Source organism: Curtobacterium oceanosedimentum (genome assembly GCF_020297365.1).
Lineage (GTDB): Bacteria > Actinomycetota > Actinomycetes > Actinomycetales > Microbacteriaceae > Curtobacterium.
This window is the reverse complement of the sequence record NZ_JAIXIG010000009.1, coordinates 97,113-113,727: the sequence shown is the minus strand read 5'-3', so window position 1 is coordinate 113,727 and position 16,615 is coordinate 97,113. Positions and strand designations below refer to the sequence as shown.

16 protein-coding genes are annotated in these 16,615 nt (G+C 72.8%); 9 read left to right on the top strand and 7 right to left on the bottom strand.

Translation table 11 applies throughout. The annotated features are described in order from the left end of the window. On the top strand, positions 1-1,053 hold a 1,053-nt coding region (gene hemB / locus LEL83_RS06150), incomplete at its 5' end, for a porphobilinogen synthase (protein ID WP_225558148.1). After that, positions 1,050-2,381 carry a glutamate-1-semialdehyde 2,1-aminomutase gene (gene hemL, locus LEL83_RS06145; protein ID WP_225558147.1) on the top strand — a complete coding sequence of 444 codons (1,332 nt, stop codon included), beginning with the start codon at positions 1,050-1,052 and terminating at the stop codon, positions 2,379-2,381. The genes hemB and hemL, both read left to right, overlap by 4 nt. A gap of 57 nt (positions 2,382-2,438) precedes the next feature. Here hemL and LEL83_RS06140 read toward each other — a convergent pair whose 3' ends face one another. From LEL83_RS06140 to LEL83_RS06120, 5 genes are all read right to left on the bottom strand, one after another. Then, the gene (locus LEL83_RS06140; protein WP_225558146.1) at positions 2,439-3,083 is read right to left on the bottom strand and encodes a hypothetical protein; all 645 of its coding nucleotides are present in this window, start codon (positions 3,081-3,083) and stop codon (positions 2,439-2,441) included. Between the two features lie 100 nt (positions 3,084-3,183). Next, on the bottom strand, positions 3,184-3,969 hold the full coding sequence (locus tag LEL83_RS06135; protein ID WP_225558145.1) for an ABC transporter ATP-binding protein: 786 nt from the start codon (positions 3,967-3,969) through the stop codon (positions 3,184-3,186). A 20-nt stretch (positions 3,970-3,989) separates the two neighbouring features. Then, positions 3,990-4,658, bottom strand: coding sequence for a GntR family transcriptional regulator (locus LEL83_RS06130; protein WP_225558144.1), 669 nt, complete (start codon positions 4,656-4,658; stop codon positions 3,990-3,992). Between the two features lie 67 nt (positions 4,659-4,725). Next, positions 4,726-5,703, bottom strand: coding sequence for an acrylyl-CoA reductase family protein (locus tag LEL83_RS06125; protein ID WP_225558143.1), 978 nt, complete (start codon positions 5,701-5,703; stop codon positions 4,726-4,728). Between the two features lie 52 nt (positions 5,704-5,755). Then, positions 5,756-6,784, bottom strand: a complete 1,029-nt coding sequence (locus LEL83_RS06120; protein ID WP_198657289.1) for a 6-phosphofructokinase — start codon at positions 6,782-6,784, stop codon at positions 5,756-5,758. Positions 6,785-6,855: 71 nt separating this feature from the next. Here LEL83_RS06120 and LEL83_RS06115 point away from each other — a divergent pair, with 71 nt between their 5' ends. Continuing rightward, the gene (locus LEL83_RS06115) at positions 6,856-7,815 is read left to right on the top strand and encodes a DNA-3-methyladenine glycosylase family protein (RefSeq protein ID WP_225558142.1); all 960 of its coding nucleotides are present in this window, start codon (positions 6,856-6,858) and stop codon (positions 7,813-7,815) included. Positions 7,816-7,950: 135 nt separating this feature from the next. On the opposite strand, the gene LEL83_RS06110 is transcribed toward LEL83_RS06115, so the two are convergent. Then, positions 7,951-8,808, bottom strand: a complete 858-nt coding sequence (locus tag LEL83_RS06110) for an NAD-dependent epimerase/dehydratase family protein (protein WP_225558141.1) — start codon at positions 8,806-8,808, stop codon at positions 7,951-7,953. A gap of 78 nt (positions 8,809-8,886) precedes the next feature. Here LEL83_RS06110 and LEL83_RS06105 point away from each other — a divergent pair, with 78 nt between their 5' ends. The 5 genes from LEL83_RS06105 (at position 8,887) to LEL83_RS06085 (ending at position 12,399) form a co-directional block, all read left to right on the top strand. Further along, positions 8,887-9,222 (top strand): hypothetical protein, encoded by a 336-nt coding sequence (locus LEL83_RS06105; RefSeq protein WP_225558140.1) that lies wholly within the window; start codon positions 8,887-8,889, stop codon positions 9,220-9,222. Positions 9,223-9,401: 179 nt separating this feature from the next. Beyond that, a complete protein-coding gene (locus tag LEL83_RS06100; RefSeq protein ID WP_225558139.1) occupies positions 9,402-10,442 on the top strand; it encodes a TerC family protein in 1,041 nt (346 codons plus the stop codon). Positions 10,443-10,484: 42 nt separating this feature from the next. Continuing rightward, on the top strand, positions 10,485-11,174 hold the full coding sequence (locus LEL83_RS06095) for a YceI family protein (RefSeq protein WP_225558138.1): 690 nt from the start codon (positions 10,485-10,487) through the stop codon (positions 11,172-11,174). Then, the gene (locus LEL83_RS06090; protein WP_198657297.1) at positions 11,171-11,686 is read left to right on the top strand and encodes a sigma-70 family RNA polymerase sigma factor; all 516 of its coding nucleotides are present in this window, start codon (positions 11,171-11,173) and stop codon (positions 11,684-11,686) included. The genes LEL83_RS06095 and LEL83_RS06090 overlap by 4 nt, the downstream gene beginning before the upstream one ends. Then, positions 11,683-12,399, top strand: a complete 717-nt coding sequence (locus LEL83_RS06085; protein ID WP_225558137.1) for an anti-sigma factor — start codon at positions 11,683-11,685, stop codon at positions 12,397-12,399. Before LEL83_RS06090 ends, LEL83_RS06085 begins: the two co-directional genes overlap by 4 nt. Here LEL83_RS06085 and LEL83_RS06080 read toward each other — a convergent pair. Beyond that, positions 12,396-12,875, bottom strand: coding sequence for a MarR family winged helix-turn-helix transcriptional regulator (locus tag LEL83_RS06080; RefSeq protein ID WP_225558136.1), 480 nt, complete (start codon positions 12,873-12,875; stop codon positions 12,396-12,398). The two genes, LEL83_RS06085 and LEL83_RS06080, sit on opposite strands and share 4 nt — an antisense overlap. Positions 12,876-13,003: 128 nt before the next feature. Here LEL83_RS06080 and LEL83_RS06075 point away from each other — a divergent pair, with 128 nt between their 5' ends. Further along, positions 13,004-16,576 carry a proline dehydrogenase family protein gene (locus LEL83_RS06075; protein WP_225558135.1) on the top strand — a complete coding sequence of 1,191 codons (3,573 nt, stop codon included), beginning with the start codon at positions 13,004-13,006 and terminating at the stop codon, positions 16,574-16,576. Positions 16,577-16,615 lie beyond the last annotated feature (39 nt).

The window sequence follows — 16,615 nt, the reverse complement described above, 5'->3', positions numbered from 1 at the left end:
ACCGGCCGTTTCCCCCAGGTCCGCCCCCGTCGACTCCGTGCCACCCCCGCGATGCGACGGCTCGTGGCCGAGACCCGGCTCCACCCCGCCGAGCTCGTGCTGCCGATGTTCATCCGCGAGGGCGCGACCGACGCCGTCGACATCTCGAGCATGCCGGGCGTGCAGCAGCACTCGCTCGACTCGTTCCGACGAGCGCTCGTGTCGGCCGCAGAGGTCGGCATCGGCGGCGTCAACCTGTTCGGCGTCCCGACCACGAAGGACGCCACGGGCTCGGGCGCGACCGACCCGGACGGCATCCTCAACGTGGCCATCCGCGTGGCGAAGGAAGAGGTCGGCGACGCGCTCGTCGTGCAGTCCGACCTGTGCCTCGACGAGTTCACCGACCACGGGCACTGCGGGGTCCTGGCGTCGGACGGCTCGGTCGACAACGACGCCACCCTGCTGCGCTACCGCGACATGGCGGTGGCCCAGGCCGAGGCCGGGGCAGAGCTCGTCTGCCTGAGCGGCATGATGGACGGCCAGATCGCCGCCGCGCGGGACGCCCTCGACGCCGCCGGGCACAGCGGCACCGCGCTGCTCGCCTACGCGGCGAAGTACGCGTCGGCGTTCTACGGGCCCTTCCGCGAGGCCGTGTCGTCCTCGCTCGTCGGTGACCGCCGGACGTACCAGATCGACGCCGCGAACGGTCGACAGGGGCTCCGCGAGGTCGCACTCGACGTCGACGAGGGTGCCGACATCGTCATGGTGAAGCCCGCGATGAGCTACCTCGACGTGCTCGCCGAGACCGCGGCGACCTCGCCGGTGCCGGTCTGGGCGTACCAGATCTCCGGCGAGTACGCGATGATCACCGGCGCCGCCCAGAACGGCTGGATCGACCGCGACGCCGCCGCGATGGAGTCGCTCGTCGGCATCAAGCGTGCCGGTGCCGACGCGATCCTGACCTACTTCGCCGTCGACATCGCGCGGAAGCTCAACGAGGAAGCGGGCCTCCGCACCTCGGGCACCACCGCCGCCGTCGCCGGCATCGCATCGACCGGGAAGGCCCCCGAATGACCACGAACGACCAGCTGTTCGGCCGCGCCAAGAACGCGATCCCCGGCGGCGTCAACTCCCCGGTCCGCGCGTACGGATCGGTCGGCGGCACCCCGCGCTTCCTGGTGTCGGCGAAGGGCGCGTACGTCACCGACGCCGAGGGCCGTGAGTACGTCGACCTCGTCGCCTCGTGGGGTCCCGCGATCCTCGGGCACGCCCACCCCGGCACCGTCGAGGCCGTGCAGCAGGCCGCCGCGCGCGGGCTGTCCTTCGGGGCGTCGACCCCGGGTGAGACCGAGCTCGCCGAACTCGTGAAGCAGCGGGTGTCGGTGGACGGCGACGGCCCCATCGAGAAGCTCCGCATGGTGTCGACCGGCACCGAGGCCACGATGACCGCCATCCGCCTGGCCCGTGGCTACACCGGCCGCAACCTGCTGGTGAAGTTCGCCGGGCACTACCACGGCCACTCCGACTCCCTGCTGGCCGAGGCCGGATCCGGTGTCGCGACGCTGGCCATGCCTGGTAGCGCGGGCATCACCGCCGAGACCGCCGCGCAGACCCTCGTGCTGCCGTACAACGACCTCGACGCCGTGCGCCGCGCCTTCGACGAGCACTCCGAGCGCATCGCCGCCGTGATCGTCGAGTCGGCCGCCGCGAACATGGGCGTGCTCGCGCCGGAGCGCGGGTTCAACCGGGCGCTGGCGCAGATCACGCAGTCGCACGGCGCGCTGCTCATCGTCGACGAGGTCCTGACCGGGTTCCGCGTCGGTGCGGCCGGCTGGTGGGGACTCGAGGCGTCGAAGGTCGTCCCCGACGGCGCCGGGTGGAAGCCCGACCTGATCACCTTCGGCAAGGTCATCGGCGGTGGCATGCCCCTCGCCGCGCTCGGCGGTCGGCGCGAGGTCATGGACTTCCTCGCCCCGCTCGGCCCGGTGTACCAGGCGGGCACGCTGTCCGGGAACCCGCTGGCCGTCGCCGCGGGCACCGCCACGCTCCGGGCCGCGACGCCCGAGGTGTACGCGCACCTGGACCGCACCGCATCGACGATCGCCACCGCGACGAGCGAGGCGCTGTCGGCCGAGGGCGTCGCCCACACGGTGCAGCACGCGGGCAACCTGTTCTCGTTCGCGTTCTCGGAGACCGCGCCGCGGAACTACGACGACGTGCGGGCGCAGGACGTGTTCCGCTACGCGCCGTTCTTCCACGCCATGCTCGACGCCGGCGTCACGTTGCCGCCGAGCGTGTTCGAGGCCTGGTTCGTCACGGCTGCGCACGACGACCGGGCGGTCGGACGGATCCTCGACGCCCTGCCCGCCGCCGCGAAGGCCGCAGCCGCCGCGACGGCCTGACGCCCGAGCCCTCCACGAGTGCCTGCCCGGCCCCCGAGGGGGTCGGGCAGTCGCGTGTCAGGAGCAGTCGGCCTTGGTGAAGGTGGTGTCGACCGTCTTCGACGAGCCCTCGAACGCGTAGGTGTACCGCATGTCCACGTCGTCGTCGAGCAGCTTCTTGGTGTCGTCGTTCGAGCACAGGTTCGGACCGACCGCGTCGCGGATGACGTCCTCGGTGATCGCGGCGGGGTCGACGTCGGACGACACCGTGTAGTCGTAGTGGATCGCGGCGCCCTCGGCCTCGATCGCGGTCCACGTGGTGACGGAGTCGACCTGCTTCGGCAGGTTGCTCTGGTCGCGGATCTGCTCGACGGCCTTCGACACGGTCTCCTCGGTGGAGTCGGCGAAGGCGGCGTTGAGCCCCTGCCGGACGAGGAACGCCACGACGACGGCGACGACGACACCGAGGAGCGAGACGAGGATGCGCCGGCCGCGTGCCTGCTTGGGCGGCGGGGCGTACGGCGCAGCGGCCGGTGCGGCCTGCGCGTACGGCGGCTGACCGGGCTGCGCCGTGGGCGACTGGGCGTACGGCGGCTGCCCCGGGGCCTGCTGCTGGGCGTACGGCTGCTGCCCGTGCGGCTGACCGTCGGGCTGCCCGGCTCCGGGCTGCCCGCCCTCGGGCTGCGGTCCGGATCCCGGGTAGGGCGGCGGCGTGTTCGTCATGGTTCCCCCTGGTGACGGTCCGCGGCGCGACACCGGGGTGCGGTGCCGGGGTCCCTCCCCGACACGGGCCGCAGACGCTGAACGGCCATTCAAGCACGGCTCAGGCGGCGCGGCGCGCTGCCCATCGGCCCTCGGATCGCAGGATCGCCAGCGGGAAGTCGAAGGCGTGCGAGACCGCCGACGACGTGATGACCTCGTCCGAGGTGCCCTGTGCCACGGCGGTGCCGTCGCGCAACAGCATCGCGTGCGACGTCGACGCCGGCAGGTCCTCCAGGTGGTGCGTCACCATGACGCTGCCCATGTCCGGGTGGCGGTGCCGCAGCGCGTCGACGGTCTCGAGCAGGTGTTCCCGTGCGGCGACGTCGAGGCCGGTGGCCGGCTCGTCGAGCAGCAGCAGCCGCGGCTCGGACATCAATGCCCGGGCGATGAGCGCGCGACCCCGCTCGCCCTGGGACAGCACCGGCCACCGGGCGTCCCGCCGGGCGGCGAGCCCGACGTCGGCGATGTGCTGCTCGGCCAGCGCGACCTGCTGGGCGGACGGCTCCCACCGCATCATCAGGTCGGTGGTGCCGGTCAGCCCGGTGAGCACCGTCTCGAGCACCGTGAGCGGCGAGAGCATCCGGTGGCGGGGGTCGACGTGTCCGATGTGTTCGCGGAGCTCGCGCACGTCGGTCCGCCCGAGCCGACGCCCGAGCAGCTCGACCGTGCCCGCGGTGGGGTGTCCCGTCGCACCGAGGACGGCGAGCAACGTCGACTTGCCGGCACCGTTCGGACCGAGCAGGGCCCAGTGCTCACCGCTGCGGACGGTCAGGTCGATGTCGTGCAGCAGGTCGCGGCCGGAACGCGTGACGCGCAGGCCGGTGGCGTGGATCAGGACGTCGGTCACCCGTCCATCCTGCCCGCAGGTCAGCTGCGGGCGGCGCGGACCGACTCGATGTGCTGCTCGAAGTTGCGGGTCAGCGCGCGACCGGCCTCGGCCGCCGTCTCGCCGTCGCGCTCCTCGAGGGCCTCGCGGAGGATCGAGAAGAACGCCTCGGAGCCGTACTCCTCGAACGCGGGCGTCGGGTTGAGCGTGAAGCGCACGCGTTCGATCGCACCCACGGCGGCGTTCTGCACGAGCGGGTTGCCGGAGTGCGCCACGGCGAACTCGATGATCTCGGTCACGGCACCGCTGAAGCCCAGGTCGCGCACCTTGCGCAGCCCGTCGGCGCGGTCGAGCAGCTTCTGCAGGTCACGGACGTCCTGGTCTTCGTACTCGGGGACGCCCCAGCGCAGGCTGAGCTCGAAGAAGCCGACCATCGCACGGGTCGCGGTCACCCAGTCGTCGAAGGTGGGGGTGGCGACGCGGGTGTACCGGTTCGCCTCCATCTCGACCAGTCCGATGTCGACGAGCTTGGCGATCGCCTCGCGGATGGGGGTGCGACTCACACGCAGCCACTGCACCAGCTCGTCGTCGTTCAGGCGCTCGCCGTGCTGCAGCGTGCCGTCCCGCAGAGCCGCGAGCATCTTGTCGTAGACGACATCGCGCAGGAGCTTCCGGGGAGAGCTCTCCACGGTGGACTTGGGGACCGGCATGTCATCTCCTCCGGGGGCGGTACGGACAGCCGAAATCCTAACGTGCCGATATGCAAACGTTTGCTATTCAACGCGCCACGGCGACGACCGTCCGACCGTGCACGCGCCCCGCGACGACCTCGGCGCCGACGGCGATGGCCTGCTCCGGGGTGACCGTCCGCGTCACGTCGGCCAGCAGACCCGCGTCGAGGTCCGTCGCCAGACGGTCCCACGCCCGCCGACGCAGGTCGGCCGGGGCGTCGACCGAGTCGATCCCGAGCAGGGACACCGACCGCAGGATGAACGGCAGCACGGTCGTCGGCAGCGCCGAGTCCTGCGCCAGCCCGCACGCGGTCACCGCTCCACCCCACCGGGTCGACGCCAGCACGTTCGCCAGGGTCGCCCCGCCGACGCTGTCCACCGCCCCGGCCCAGGTCGCCCGCTGCATCGGCTTGCCCGGGTCGGCCAGGGTGGCACGGTCGACGACGTCGGTGGCACCCAGACGCCGGAGCGAGGCCGTGTTCGACGTCCGGCCCGTCGACGCCGTCACCCGGTAGCCGCGGGCCGCCAGCAGGGCGGTCGCCACGGTCCCGACGCCACCGGAGGCGCCGGTCACGAGCACCGGACCGTCACCCGGTGCGACGAAGCGCTCGAGCGCCAGCACGCTGAGCATCGCGGTGAACCCCGCGGTGCCGATGGCGGCCGCGAACGAGTCGTCGATCGTCTCCGGCAGCACCACGAGCGGCGCGGTCGGCACCACCGCCTGCGTCGCCCAGCCGCCGTGCCGCGTCTCGCCGAGCCCGGCGCCGGTCAGCACGACCCGGTCACCGATCGCCACGTCGTGCACACCGGGGCCGAGCCCCGACACCGTCCCGACGACGTCGATGCCCGGCACGAGCGGGTCGATCCGGGCCACCCCGGGCGCACCGGCCAGCGCGAGGCCGTCCTTGTAGTTGACGCTCGAGTACGTCACGTCGACCAGGACCTCGCCCGCGGCGGGCTCGGGCAGGTCGACGTCGGTGACGGTGGGCGGGGCGGAACGGGACACGAGCACGGCGCGGGTCATGCGCCGGACGCTACCCCGTGCCTCCCGGACGGGTCGCGACCGCGCTGCGGACTCAGCCGAACATGATGGCGGCTTCGTCGAACCGGGCCTGCGGCACGGTCTTCAGCTCGCCGAGCGCCTCCTCGAAGGACACGTGCTCGATGTCGGTCCCGCGCAGCGCGACCATCCGGCCCCAGCGCTCCTCCACCACGGAGTCGATGGCGGCCAGGCCGAGACGGGTCGACAGCACCCGGTCGTACGCCGTCGGGGTGCCGCCGCGCTGGATGTGACCGAGCGTGGTGGCGCGCGTCTCGATGCCCGTCATCTCCTCGATGAGCGGCGCGAGGCGCTCGCCGATGCCGCCCAGGCGCGGACGCCCGAAGGCGTCCAGGCCGCGCTCGGTGTGCGCGGTGTCCTCGTGGTCGGGCACGAAGCCCTCGGCCACCACCACGAGCGGCGCACGGCCGCGGTCGTAGGCGGCACGCACCCACTTCGCGATCTGCTCCATGCTCGTCTTCTGCTCCGGGATGAGGATCGCGTGCGCACCGGCCGCCATGCCGGAGTGCAGGGCGATCCAGCCCACGTGCCGCCCCATCACCTCGGCCACCATGCAGCGCGAGTGCGACTCACCGGTGGTGCGCAGGCGGTCCATGGCCTCGGTCGCGATGGCGACGGCCGTGTCGAAGCCGAACGTGTAGTCCGTCGCACCCAGGTCGTTGTCGACCGTCTTCGGCACCCCCACGATCTTCAGTCCGGCGTCGGTCAGGCGCTTCGCGGCGGCCAGCGTGCCCTCGCCGCCGATCGCGACGATGGCGTCGATGCCGTGCTTCTCGAGCATCCGCTCGATGTTCTCGACCCCGCCGTTCGGGCCCTCGAACGGGTTCGTGCGACTGGTGCCGAGGATCGTGCCGCCCTGCTTCGCGATGCCCTGGATGTCCTTGCGCCCGAGTGGGACGATGTCGCCGTCGACGACCCCGCGCCAGCCGTCGCGGAACCCGACGAAGTCGTGTCCGTAGATCGCGATGCCCTTCAGGACGATCGCGCGGATGACCGCGTTGAGACCGGGGCAGTCGCCTCCGGAGGTCAGGATGCCGATGCGCATGGGTGCTCCGTCGTCGGTTTCGTGGGACACGCCCATCATGACTGACGGTGGTTGCGCATTACCATCCCGGTGTGTCCCTCGCTCCGCCCGTCTCCGCCTCCGGTCGCGTCGACGACGCGTCGCGCGTCGACACGGTGTACCGGCCTGGAGGCGCGGTGGACGTCGCGTCGACCCTGCGGCCCCTGCAGCGCGGCTCCGGCGACCCGGCCTACCAGGTGGTCGGCGGCGTCGTGTGGCTCGCGCTGCGCACGCCCCAGGGTCCCGCGTCCGTGGCGGTCCGTCGGACGGGCGACGCCGTCGCCGTCTCGGCGTGGGGTGACGGGGCGTCGTGGGCGGTGGCGCACGCTCCGGAACTGCTCGGCCGTGGTGACGACCAGGACGGGTTCGACGTCTCCGGGCACGCGTTCCTGGCGGCGGCGCGGCACCGGCAGCCCGGGCTCCGGCTGCTCCGCACGAACACCGTCGTCGCGATGCTCGTCCCGGCGATCATGGAGCAGAAGGTCACCTCGCGGCAGGCGTGGGGCGCGTGGCGGTACCTGCTGCGCCGCCACGGCACACCCGCTCCCGGTCCCGCCCCCGCGGGCATGATGGTCCCGCCGGACGCCGCGACGTGGGCGCGGATCCCGAGCTGGGAGTGGCACCGCGCCGGCCTGGAGCCCGGTCGTTCGGCCACCGTGATGCGCGCGGTCAAGCTCGCGCCGGCGCTCGAACGCACCCTGGCGCACGGCCGTGGCGGGGATGCCGTGTCGGCCGCACTGCAGTCGATTCCCGGGGTCGGTCGGTGGACCGCCGCCGAGACGGCCCAGCGTTCCCACGGCGACCCGGACTCGCCGAGCGTGGGGGACTTCCACGTGCCGGCACTGGTCGGGTGGGCGCTCACCGGGGCGCCGGTCGACGACGACGGCATGCTCGAGCTGCTCGAACCCTGGCGCGGGCACCGGGAGCGCGTCGTGCGGTTGATCGGTGGTTCGGGGTTCCGCAAGCCGGCGTTCGGCCCGCGCCTGACGATCCAGGACCACCGCGGGCACTGAGCGCTTCGCGGCGTTCGCGGTTCGCGTTCGTCCGCACCCTTCTGCGAGACGACACCCCTTCTGCGACACGACACCGCGTGATCGTGTGGTGTCGTGTCGCAGAAGGGGTGCACGAGCGGGCGGGTGTCGGGGGCGTCAGGGGTGCCGGGTGCCCTCGCCGGCCAGCACGGCGCGGTAGCCCTCGCGGAATGTCGGATACTGCGGCGTCCACCCGGTCGCCCGCAGCAGCGCGTTCGACAGGCGCTTGTCGCCCCCGGCCTGCCGCGCGTCACCGTCGCCCTTCGACGGCTCGGCGACGTGGAGTTCGTCGGCCAGGAACCGCAGCACGTCGTCCAGCCGGCTCGGCTCGTCGTCGGTGCCCAGGTAGAGCGGCGCCGGGTCCGGCAGGGCCGCCAGGTGCACGAGCGCGGCTGCGGCGTCGTCGCGGTGGATCCGGTTGGTGTGCGGTGACGTGCCGGGTGCCAGGCGCGCCGACCCCGAGCGGACCTGCTCGATGAGCCGCTCGCGACCGGGGCCGTACACACCCGACAGCCGGACGAGCACGGCGCCGGGAGCCCGCTCGCGCAGCAGGGCCTCGGCCTCGACCAGGACCTCGGCGGTCGGGGTCGCACCGTGCGCCGGGGTCGCCTCGGTGACCTCGCTGCCGTCGGCGACGTCGTAGACCGCGGTCGAGGACACGACGAGCAGTCGCGGGTCGGCGTCGGACGCGTCGATGCCGTCGAGCACGTTGCGCAGGCCGTCGACGTAGGTGGCGCGGTACTCGTCGACGTCGCGGCTGCCGGCGGCGAAGGCCACCACGACGACACTCGTGTCCGCGGGGATCTCCGGGACCTCGCGGCGCAGGTCGACGCTCCGGCCGGTGATCGGAGCGGGCACCAGCTCGGCCCGGCGGCGGAGGCCGATCACGCGGTGGCCCTGTCCGGTGAAGCGGAGACCGGCCTCGGCCCCGAGGTCGCCGCAGCCGGCGATGACGACGGTGGTGGAGTTCTGCACGCATCGACCCTGGCACGGTCGCTTGGTGGAACGCGGGGAGCCCGCCCGTCGCGCAGCACCGTTCGCTATCGTCGCGGCATGGGGCAGCGGGGGCGCACGAGGCAGCGGGTGGCGCGGGACGTGGCGATCGCCCTGCCGCCGGTCGTCGAGATCGGACTCTTCGTCGCGGGCATGATCGTCTCCGTCGATGCCGTGGGGGAGAGCGCCGAGTCGTGGGCGCCGTTGTCGTGGCCGCTGTACGCCGTCCTCGGGACGTTCCCGTTCGCGGTCGGTGCGTTCGTCGCAGCAGTGCGCCTCCGAGGGTTGGAGGCCAGGACACCGGCCATCTGCTTCGCTGCCCTGTCGGCGGCCGTGGGAGTCATCCCCTTCGCGGGGGTGCTGAGCATCCTCGTGCCGATCTGGTTCGGCAGCTAGTGTCCTCGACGCCACCGAGGTCGCCCGGGCCGTCGCCGATGCGGTGACGTCGGAGCGCTGACCGGACGGGTCTGTCCACCGCACGCAGCCCCCGCGTTCGCCAGCACCCGGATCATGCCGGAGACTGGTCCGGGCCGTTCACGAAGCAGCCCGCCCACCACCAGCAAGGAAGGCTCCGCATGCCCGAGCTCCCCGTCGTCTTCGAAGTCGGCTCGATGATCGCCCTGGTCGCGATCCTGCTCGCCGACCTGCTGATCGTGGCGCGCCGGCCGCACGTGCCGACGCTCCGCGAGTCCGGCACCTGGGTGGGGATCTACGTCGGCCTGGCGCTGGTCTTCGCGGTGCTGATGCTCGTGTTCGCCGGTGGTGACCCCGCCGGGGAGTTCCTGGCCGGTTGGCTGACCGAGTACAGCCTGAGCATCGACAACCTGTTCGTCTTCGTCATCATCATGGCGCGGTTCTCGGTGCCGAAGAAGATCCAGCAAGAGGTCCTCATGCTGGGGATCATCATCGCCCTGGTGCTCCGGGGCATCTTCATCCTCGTCGGCGCGCAGCTGATCGAGAACTTCTCGTGGATCTTCTACATCTTCGGGGCCTGGCTGATCTGGACCGCGATCCAGCAGCTGCGCGGCGAGGACGAGGGTGAGCAGCAGGACAGCGCCCTCGTGCGACTGCTGCGTCGCCGGGTGCGGATCACCGACGACTTCGACGGCATGAAGTTCCGCACCACCCAGGACGGCGTGCGCCACTTCACCCCGCTGCTCATCGTGCTCATCGCGATCGGCACGACCGACCTCCTCTTCGCGCTCGACTCGATCCCGGCGATCTTCGGCATCACCGAGAGCCCGTTCATCGTGTTCACCGCGAACGTCTTCGCCCTGATGGGGCTGCGGCAGCTGTACTTCCTGCTCGGCGGGCTGCTCGAGCGCCTGGTCTACCTGAAGTACGGGATCGCGGTGATCCTGGCCTTCATCGGCGTGAAGCTCGTGCTGCACGCCCTGCACGACAACGAGCTGCCGTTCCTGAACGGCGGCGAGCACATCGCGTGGGCACCGGAGATCAACACCTGGGTGTCGCTCGGCGTGATCGTGGCGGCGATGGCGGTGTCGACCCTGGCGAGCGTCATCCGGATGCGTGGCGAGACCCCGGCGACCGACGACGACGCGGTGGCGAGCGACCCGGATCGTGCCGACGCGGAACGCGCCCGCGCCACCGACTGAACCCGACCTGAACGATCTGGCTGGCTGCCTCGTCGTCTGGGTATGGCACTCCGCAAACGCACCAAGGTCATCATCGGGATCTCCGCCGGCGTCGTCGTCGTCGCGGCAGCAGCCGTCATCGCCGGCCCGGTCATCTACGCGAACACCGTCAACGGCCAGGCCGCCGCGGCCCCGTCGCTGTCGGCGTCCTCGTCCGGCTCCCTCGACGCGAAGGACGCCGACGGCACCTGGACCAGCACGGGCAGCTCGTACGCCGGGTACCGGGTGCACGAGGTCCTGCAGGGGAACGACGTGGACGTGGTCGGCCGCACGAAGGACGTCGAGGGCACCGCCGTCGTCGACGACGGCTCCCTGACGAAGGCGACCGTCACCGTGCAGGTCGCGAAGATCACCACCCCCGAGTCCGCCCGCGACGAGTACTTCCGCTCCACCGCGCTGCAGACGGACGAGTACCCGACGGCGACGTTCGAGCTGACGAAGCCCGTCGACGTCACGAAGGCGCTCGACGGCTCGACGCAGGACGTCACCCTGACCGGCACGATGGACCTGCACGGCGTCGAGCAGCCCGTCACGGCCGATGCACAGGTCGCGGTCGGCAAGGGCGGCACCGTCCAGGTCGCGGGCACCGTGCCGATCACCTTCGCCGACCACGGCGTGAAGGCTCCCTCGCTCGGCTTCGTCACCGTGGACGGGAAGGGCTCCGTCGAGTTCTCCCTCGACCTCGGGAAGTGACCGTGACGAGTCGTTCCGCCGACGAGCTGCTGGCGACGCTGTACCGCGAGCACGGGGACGCGCTCACCCGGTACGTCCGGCACCTGACGCGGGACGGCTCGACGGTCGAGGACGTCGTGCAGGAGACCATGGTCCGTGCCTGGCAGCGTCCGGCCGTGCTCGAGCGGGCACCCGACAGCGCGCGTGCGTGGCTCTTCACGGTTGCCCGCAACCTGGTCGTCGACGACGCCCGGTCAGCGCGCAGCCGCCGTGAGCACGGTTCGGAACACCAGGTCGACCGGGTCGAGCCGGACAGCACGGACGCCGTGCTCGACCGGATCGTGGTCGCCGACGCCCTCGCGTCCCTGACCCCGGACCACCGCCGCGTGGTGGTGGACGCCTACTGGCTCGGACACACCGTGCCCGAGATCGCACGACGACACGACATCCCCGAGGGCACCGCGAAGTCGCGGCTGCACTACGGGCTGCGAGCCCTCCGGCTCGCGCTGCAGGAACGAGGAGTGACCCGATGAGCGACGACCGGCACGACGAGTACGCGGAGTGGGATGCGGCGTACGTCCTGGGGTCGCTCCCGGCGGACGAGCGGCTGGCGTACGAGCGGCACCTCGAGACCTGCGACCGCTGTGCGGCCGCGGTCGCCGAGCTCGCCGGTCTGCCGGGCCTGCTCGGCAAGCTGCCGGCCGACCAGGCGATCGAGATCGCCGAACCGGACGGGAGGCCCGACACCCGTCCCGAGAGCGACCTCGCCTCCGTCGCACACCGCGTCCGCCACCGTCGCCGCCGTCGCCGGGTCTGGGTCGCCGCCACCGCGGGGCTCGCCGTGGTCGCTGCCGTCCTCGGCGGGCTCGCGGTCGGGGCCGCGGGGGAGCGCACGACGGTGCAGGCCGGTCCCGTCCCGACCGCGGCGGCCACCGCCGACCGCTACGACATGACCGGCGTGCCGGGGCTCGACGTCCGGCTCGCGGTCAGCGGCCAGCAGTGGGGCACCCGCTTCGACTGGGGGTGCTCGTACGGCGGCAAGGAGTGGTCTGCCGACGGGTCGGTCCTGTACGACCTCGTGGTCGTCCGGACGGACGGCACCACCGAGACCGTGGGGTCGTGGACCGCTGCGGGTGCTGACGCCCGGGGGCTGTCGGCCTCGACGGACATCCCGCGCGACGAGATCGCGAGCGTGCAGGTCCGGCTGCGGGGTGAGCGCGGCGCGCTCGCCGCCGTCACGCTCTAACCGGCGTCGGCCTCGTCCGACGCGTCGTCGGGGCCGATGGCGTCCTGGACGCGCGCGCTGACGGACCGCAGCGTCTCGGCGTCGGTCCCCACGGGCCTCCAGAACAGGTCCTCGAGCGCCCCGGTGTGCGCACGGATGCCGGCGAGCACCGCGCGCCGGCCGTCCGCGGTCATCACCACCCAGCTGCCGCGGCCGTCGGTCGGGCAGTCCGCGCGCTCGACCAGGCCACGCGAGACCATCCGGGTGACCTGGTGGCTGACGCGTGACTTCTCCCAGCCGATGCCGGCCGCGATGTCCCGCACCCGCAGACGGTGGTCGGGGTCGCGGTGCAGTCCGATCAGGATCTCGAACTCGGGGATGGAGATGCCGGCGCCGGCCTGGACGGCCTGGTCGAGCGCCCGGTCGAGCCGTCGCCAGACGTCGTGGTACGCGTCCCAGGTGGCCCAGTCGTGGCCACCGTTGCCCCTCGTCGACATGCCGACCAGCGTATCCACCGGCTCGCTGGTCGGACCGTGCCGTCGGTGGTTTCATCCGCTCGGATGAACCCTGGCCGACGCACGGCGCGCTCCGATGTGGCGTCGGACGTGCGGCATACGATCGGAGCATGCCGAGCGCCCGTCTGCAGGACACCACCGACGACGCCGTCGCGCTCGTGCGACGGTGGCTGGCGGCGTCTGCGGGGGCCAAGCCGGACCCCGGAGCGGCCCGCCTGACCGAGGCGCTGCGCGACGAACGCGGACTCGACTTCACGCGCGGCTTCATCGACAAGGTCATCCGTCCGGAAGACCCCCGGGTCGCCGCCCGCAACCTCGAACAGCTCAGCCGTGACGTCCCCGACTTCCTCGCCTGGTACCTGCGCGGCGCGGTGACGCTCGGCGGCGGGTTCGCCACCATGGCGCCCTGGGCCGTGATCCCCACCGCGCGTCGGATCCTGCGCCGGATGACCGAGCACCTGGTCATCGACGCCAGCACGGCCAAGCTCGGGCCGGCGCTCGCCAGGGTGCGCGGACCGGGCACCCGGCTGAACGTGGCCCTGCTCGGCGAGGCAGTGCTCGGCAGCGCCGAGAGCGACCGCCGGCTGCAGGGCACGATGGACCTGCTCGCGCGCGACGACGTCGACCACGTGTCGGTCAAGGTGAGCGCTGTCGTGCCGCAGCTGTCGTCGTGGGGGTTCGACCAGACGGTCGAGCGCGTCGTCGACCGGCTCGTCCCGCTGTACCGACTGGCGGCCGCTCCGCTGGCGTCGGGCCGTCCGGCCAAGTTCATCAACCTCGACGTCGAGGAGTACCGCGACCTCGACGTCACCCTCGCGGTGTTCCGCGCGCTGCTCGACCGCGACGAGTTCACCGACCTGCCCGCCGGGGTGGCGCTGCAGGCGTACCTGCCCGACGCCGCACCGGCCCTCGACGCGCTGACCGTGTGGGCGCAGGAACGCCGCTCGCGCGGTGGCGCGCCGATCACGGTGCGGCTCGTGAAGGGCGCGAACCTCGCCCTCGAGCACGTCGACGCGATCCTGCACGAGTGGCCCCTCGCGACGTGGGGGAGCAAGCGCGAGACCGACACCGCCTACCTGCGGATGCTCGACGCCGCGCTGACCCCGGATCGCACCGACGCCGTGCGCATCGGCGTCGCCGGCCACAACCTGTTCGACCTCGCCACCGCGTGGGTGCTCGCCCAGCGTCGCGGGGTGACCGACGCGGTCGACGTCGAGATGCTGCTCGGCATGGCGTCGACGCACGCCCAGGCGGTGCGCGCCGACGTCGGGCAGGTCCTGCTCTACACGCCGGTCGTGCAGCCCGACGAGTACGACTCCGCGATCGCGTACCTGGCGCGCCGGCTGCAGGAGAGCGCGAGCCCCGAGAACTTCGTCTCCGGCGCGTCCGAGATCGACCGCGACGCCAGCGTCTTCGAGCGCGAACGGGAGCGCTACCTGGCGTCCGTCGCAGCGCTCGACGAGCCCGTGCCGACCACGCACCGCACGCAGGACCGCCACCGCGCCCTCGGCGAACCCGTGCTGCGCGACGCGTTCCGGAACGCCCCGGACACCGACCCCACCGTCGCCGCCAACCGGGCATGGGCGCTCGACGTCCTGCGCCGGGTCCCGCGCTCGAAGCTCGGCGCGCAGACGATCCGCGGGGCGCGGGTCACCGACCGCTCCACGCTCGAGCGCATCATGGCCCGCACCGCCCAGGCCGGCGTCAACTGGGGGCGGCAGGACCCGTCCGACCGTGCGGAGCTCCTCGACCTGATCGGGCACGAGCTCGAGACCCGTCGGGCCGACCTGATCGAGGTGATGGCCGCCGAGACCGGCACGACCTTCGCCGAGGCCGACACCGAGGTCACCGCGGCCGTCGACGCCGCCCACCACTACGCCGAGAGCGCCCGCCGCCTGGACGACGTCGACGGCGCGCAGTACGTCCCGCCGCGGCTCACCGTGGTCGTGCCGCCGTGGAACTCCCCCGTCGCGATCCCCGCCGGGGGCGTGCTGGCGGCGCTCGCCGCGGGCAGCGGCGTGGTGCTCAAGCCCGCGCCCCGTGCGGAACGGTCCGGTGCCGTGCTCGCCGACGTGCTCTGGGACGCCGGGGTGCCGCACTCGCTGCTGCGGCTCGTCGACATCGCCGAGGACGAACTCGGCCGCGACCTGATCGGCCACCCCGCGGTCGACCGCATCATCCTGACCGGGTCGTCGGACACGGCCCGGTCGTTCCGGTGGTGGCGGGCCGGGCTGCCGCTCACCGCCGCGACGAGCGGGAAGAACGCCATCGTGGTCACCCCGAGTACCGACGTCGACCTCGCGGTGCAGGACATCGTGCGGTCGGCCTTCGGGTACGCGGGGCAGAAGTGCTCGTCGGCGTCGCTCGTGGTGCTGGTCGGGTCCATCGGCGAGAGCGAGCGGTTCCGCCGTCAGCTCGTCGACGCCACGCGCACGCTCCGCGTCGCCTGGCCCGACGACCCCACGGCCCAGGTCGGCCCGCTCATCGACGAACCGCAGGGCACGGTGCGGCAGGGTCTGACCGAGCTCGGACCGGGGGAGTCCTGGCTGGTGCAGCCCGAGGCCCTCGACGACTCGGGGCGGCTCTGGTCACCGGGCATCCGCGACGGCGTGCGCCCCGGCAGTGACTTCCACCAGGCGGAGCACGCCGGACCGGTGCTCGGCATCATGCGCGCCGAGACCCTCGAGCAGGCCATCGCCCTGCAGAACAGCATCGACTCCGGACTGGCGGCGGGCATCCACTCGCTCGACGTCGACGAGGTCGCGGAGTGGCTCAGCCGCGTGCAGGCGGGCAACCTGTTCGTCAACCGCGCCACCACCGACGCCGTCGTGGGGCGCCAACCGTTCGGCGGGTGGAAGGGCTCCGCGGTCGGCACCGGCACCCAGGCCGGCGGCCCGATGTACGTCGCGACCCTCGGCCGGTGGCTCCCGGTGCCGCGCACGGTCCACAAGAGCATCCAGCTGCACGGCCTGCCCCCGCGCGTGACCGCGGTCATCGAGGCGGCACGCAGCGGCCTGTCCTTCGAGGAGTTCGACCGCGTCCGCGCCGGCGCGCTGAGCGACGTGCGGGCCCTCGAGACGCGCTACGGCCGGTCGCAGGACCTCGCCGGCCTCGTCGTGCAGCGGAACGTGCTGCGGCACCGCCCGCAGTCGGTCATCGTGCGCCAGGCCGAGGACGCCTCGACGGGTGACCTGGTGCGGACGCTCGTCGCCGCGACCGCTGCGCGTGCGCACGTCCTGCTCAGCACGGCCCGCCCGCTGCCCGGTCCGCTCACGCAACTGCTGGCGTCGAGCCGGTCCCCGCTCGACGTCGTCGACCACCTGGTGGAATCCGACCAGGAGTTCCACGCCCGCGCGTCGTCCGGCGCGGTGTTCCAGGCGAACTGGTCCGACGGCCAGGACGACCAGCCCGTCGACGCGCTGGAGGCCGTGCTGTCGCAGGGACAGGAGCGTCGGGGGCACACGGCGTTCGGAGGACCCGGCGCGCGCATCCGTCTGCTCGGTGGCGACCCGCTCGCGCTCGAGGAAGCCTTCGGGGCGAGCATCGACGTCGCGATCCACGACGCCCCCGTGGTCGAGGCCGGCCTGATCGAGATGCTGCCGTACCTGCGCGAGCAGTCGGTGTCGATCACCGCGCACCGGTTCGGTGACGTCGACCCGGACTTCGCCCAGCTGCGGGTCTGACCCCGCCCGAGCGTTCCGCGCGTCACGCTTCGTGAGCAG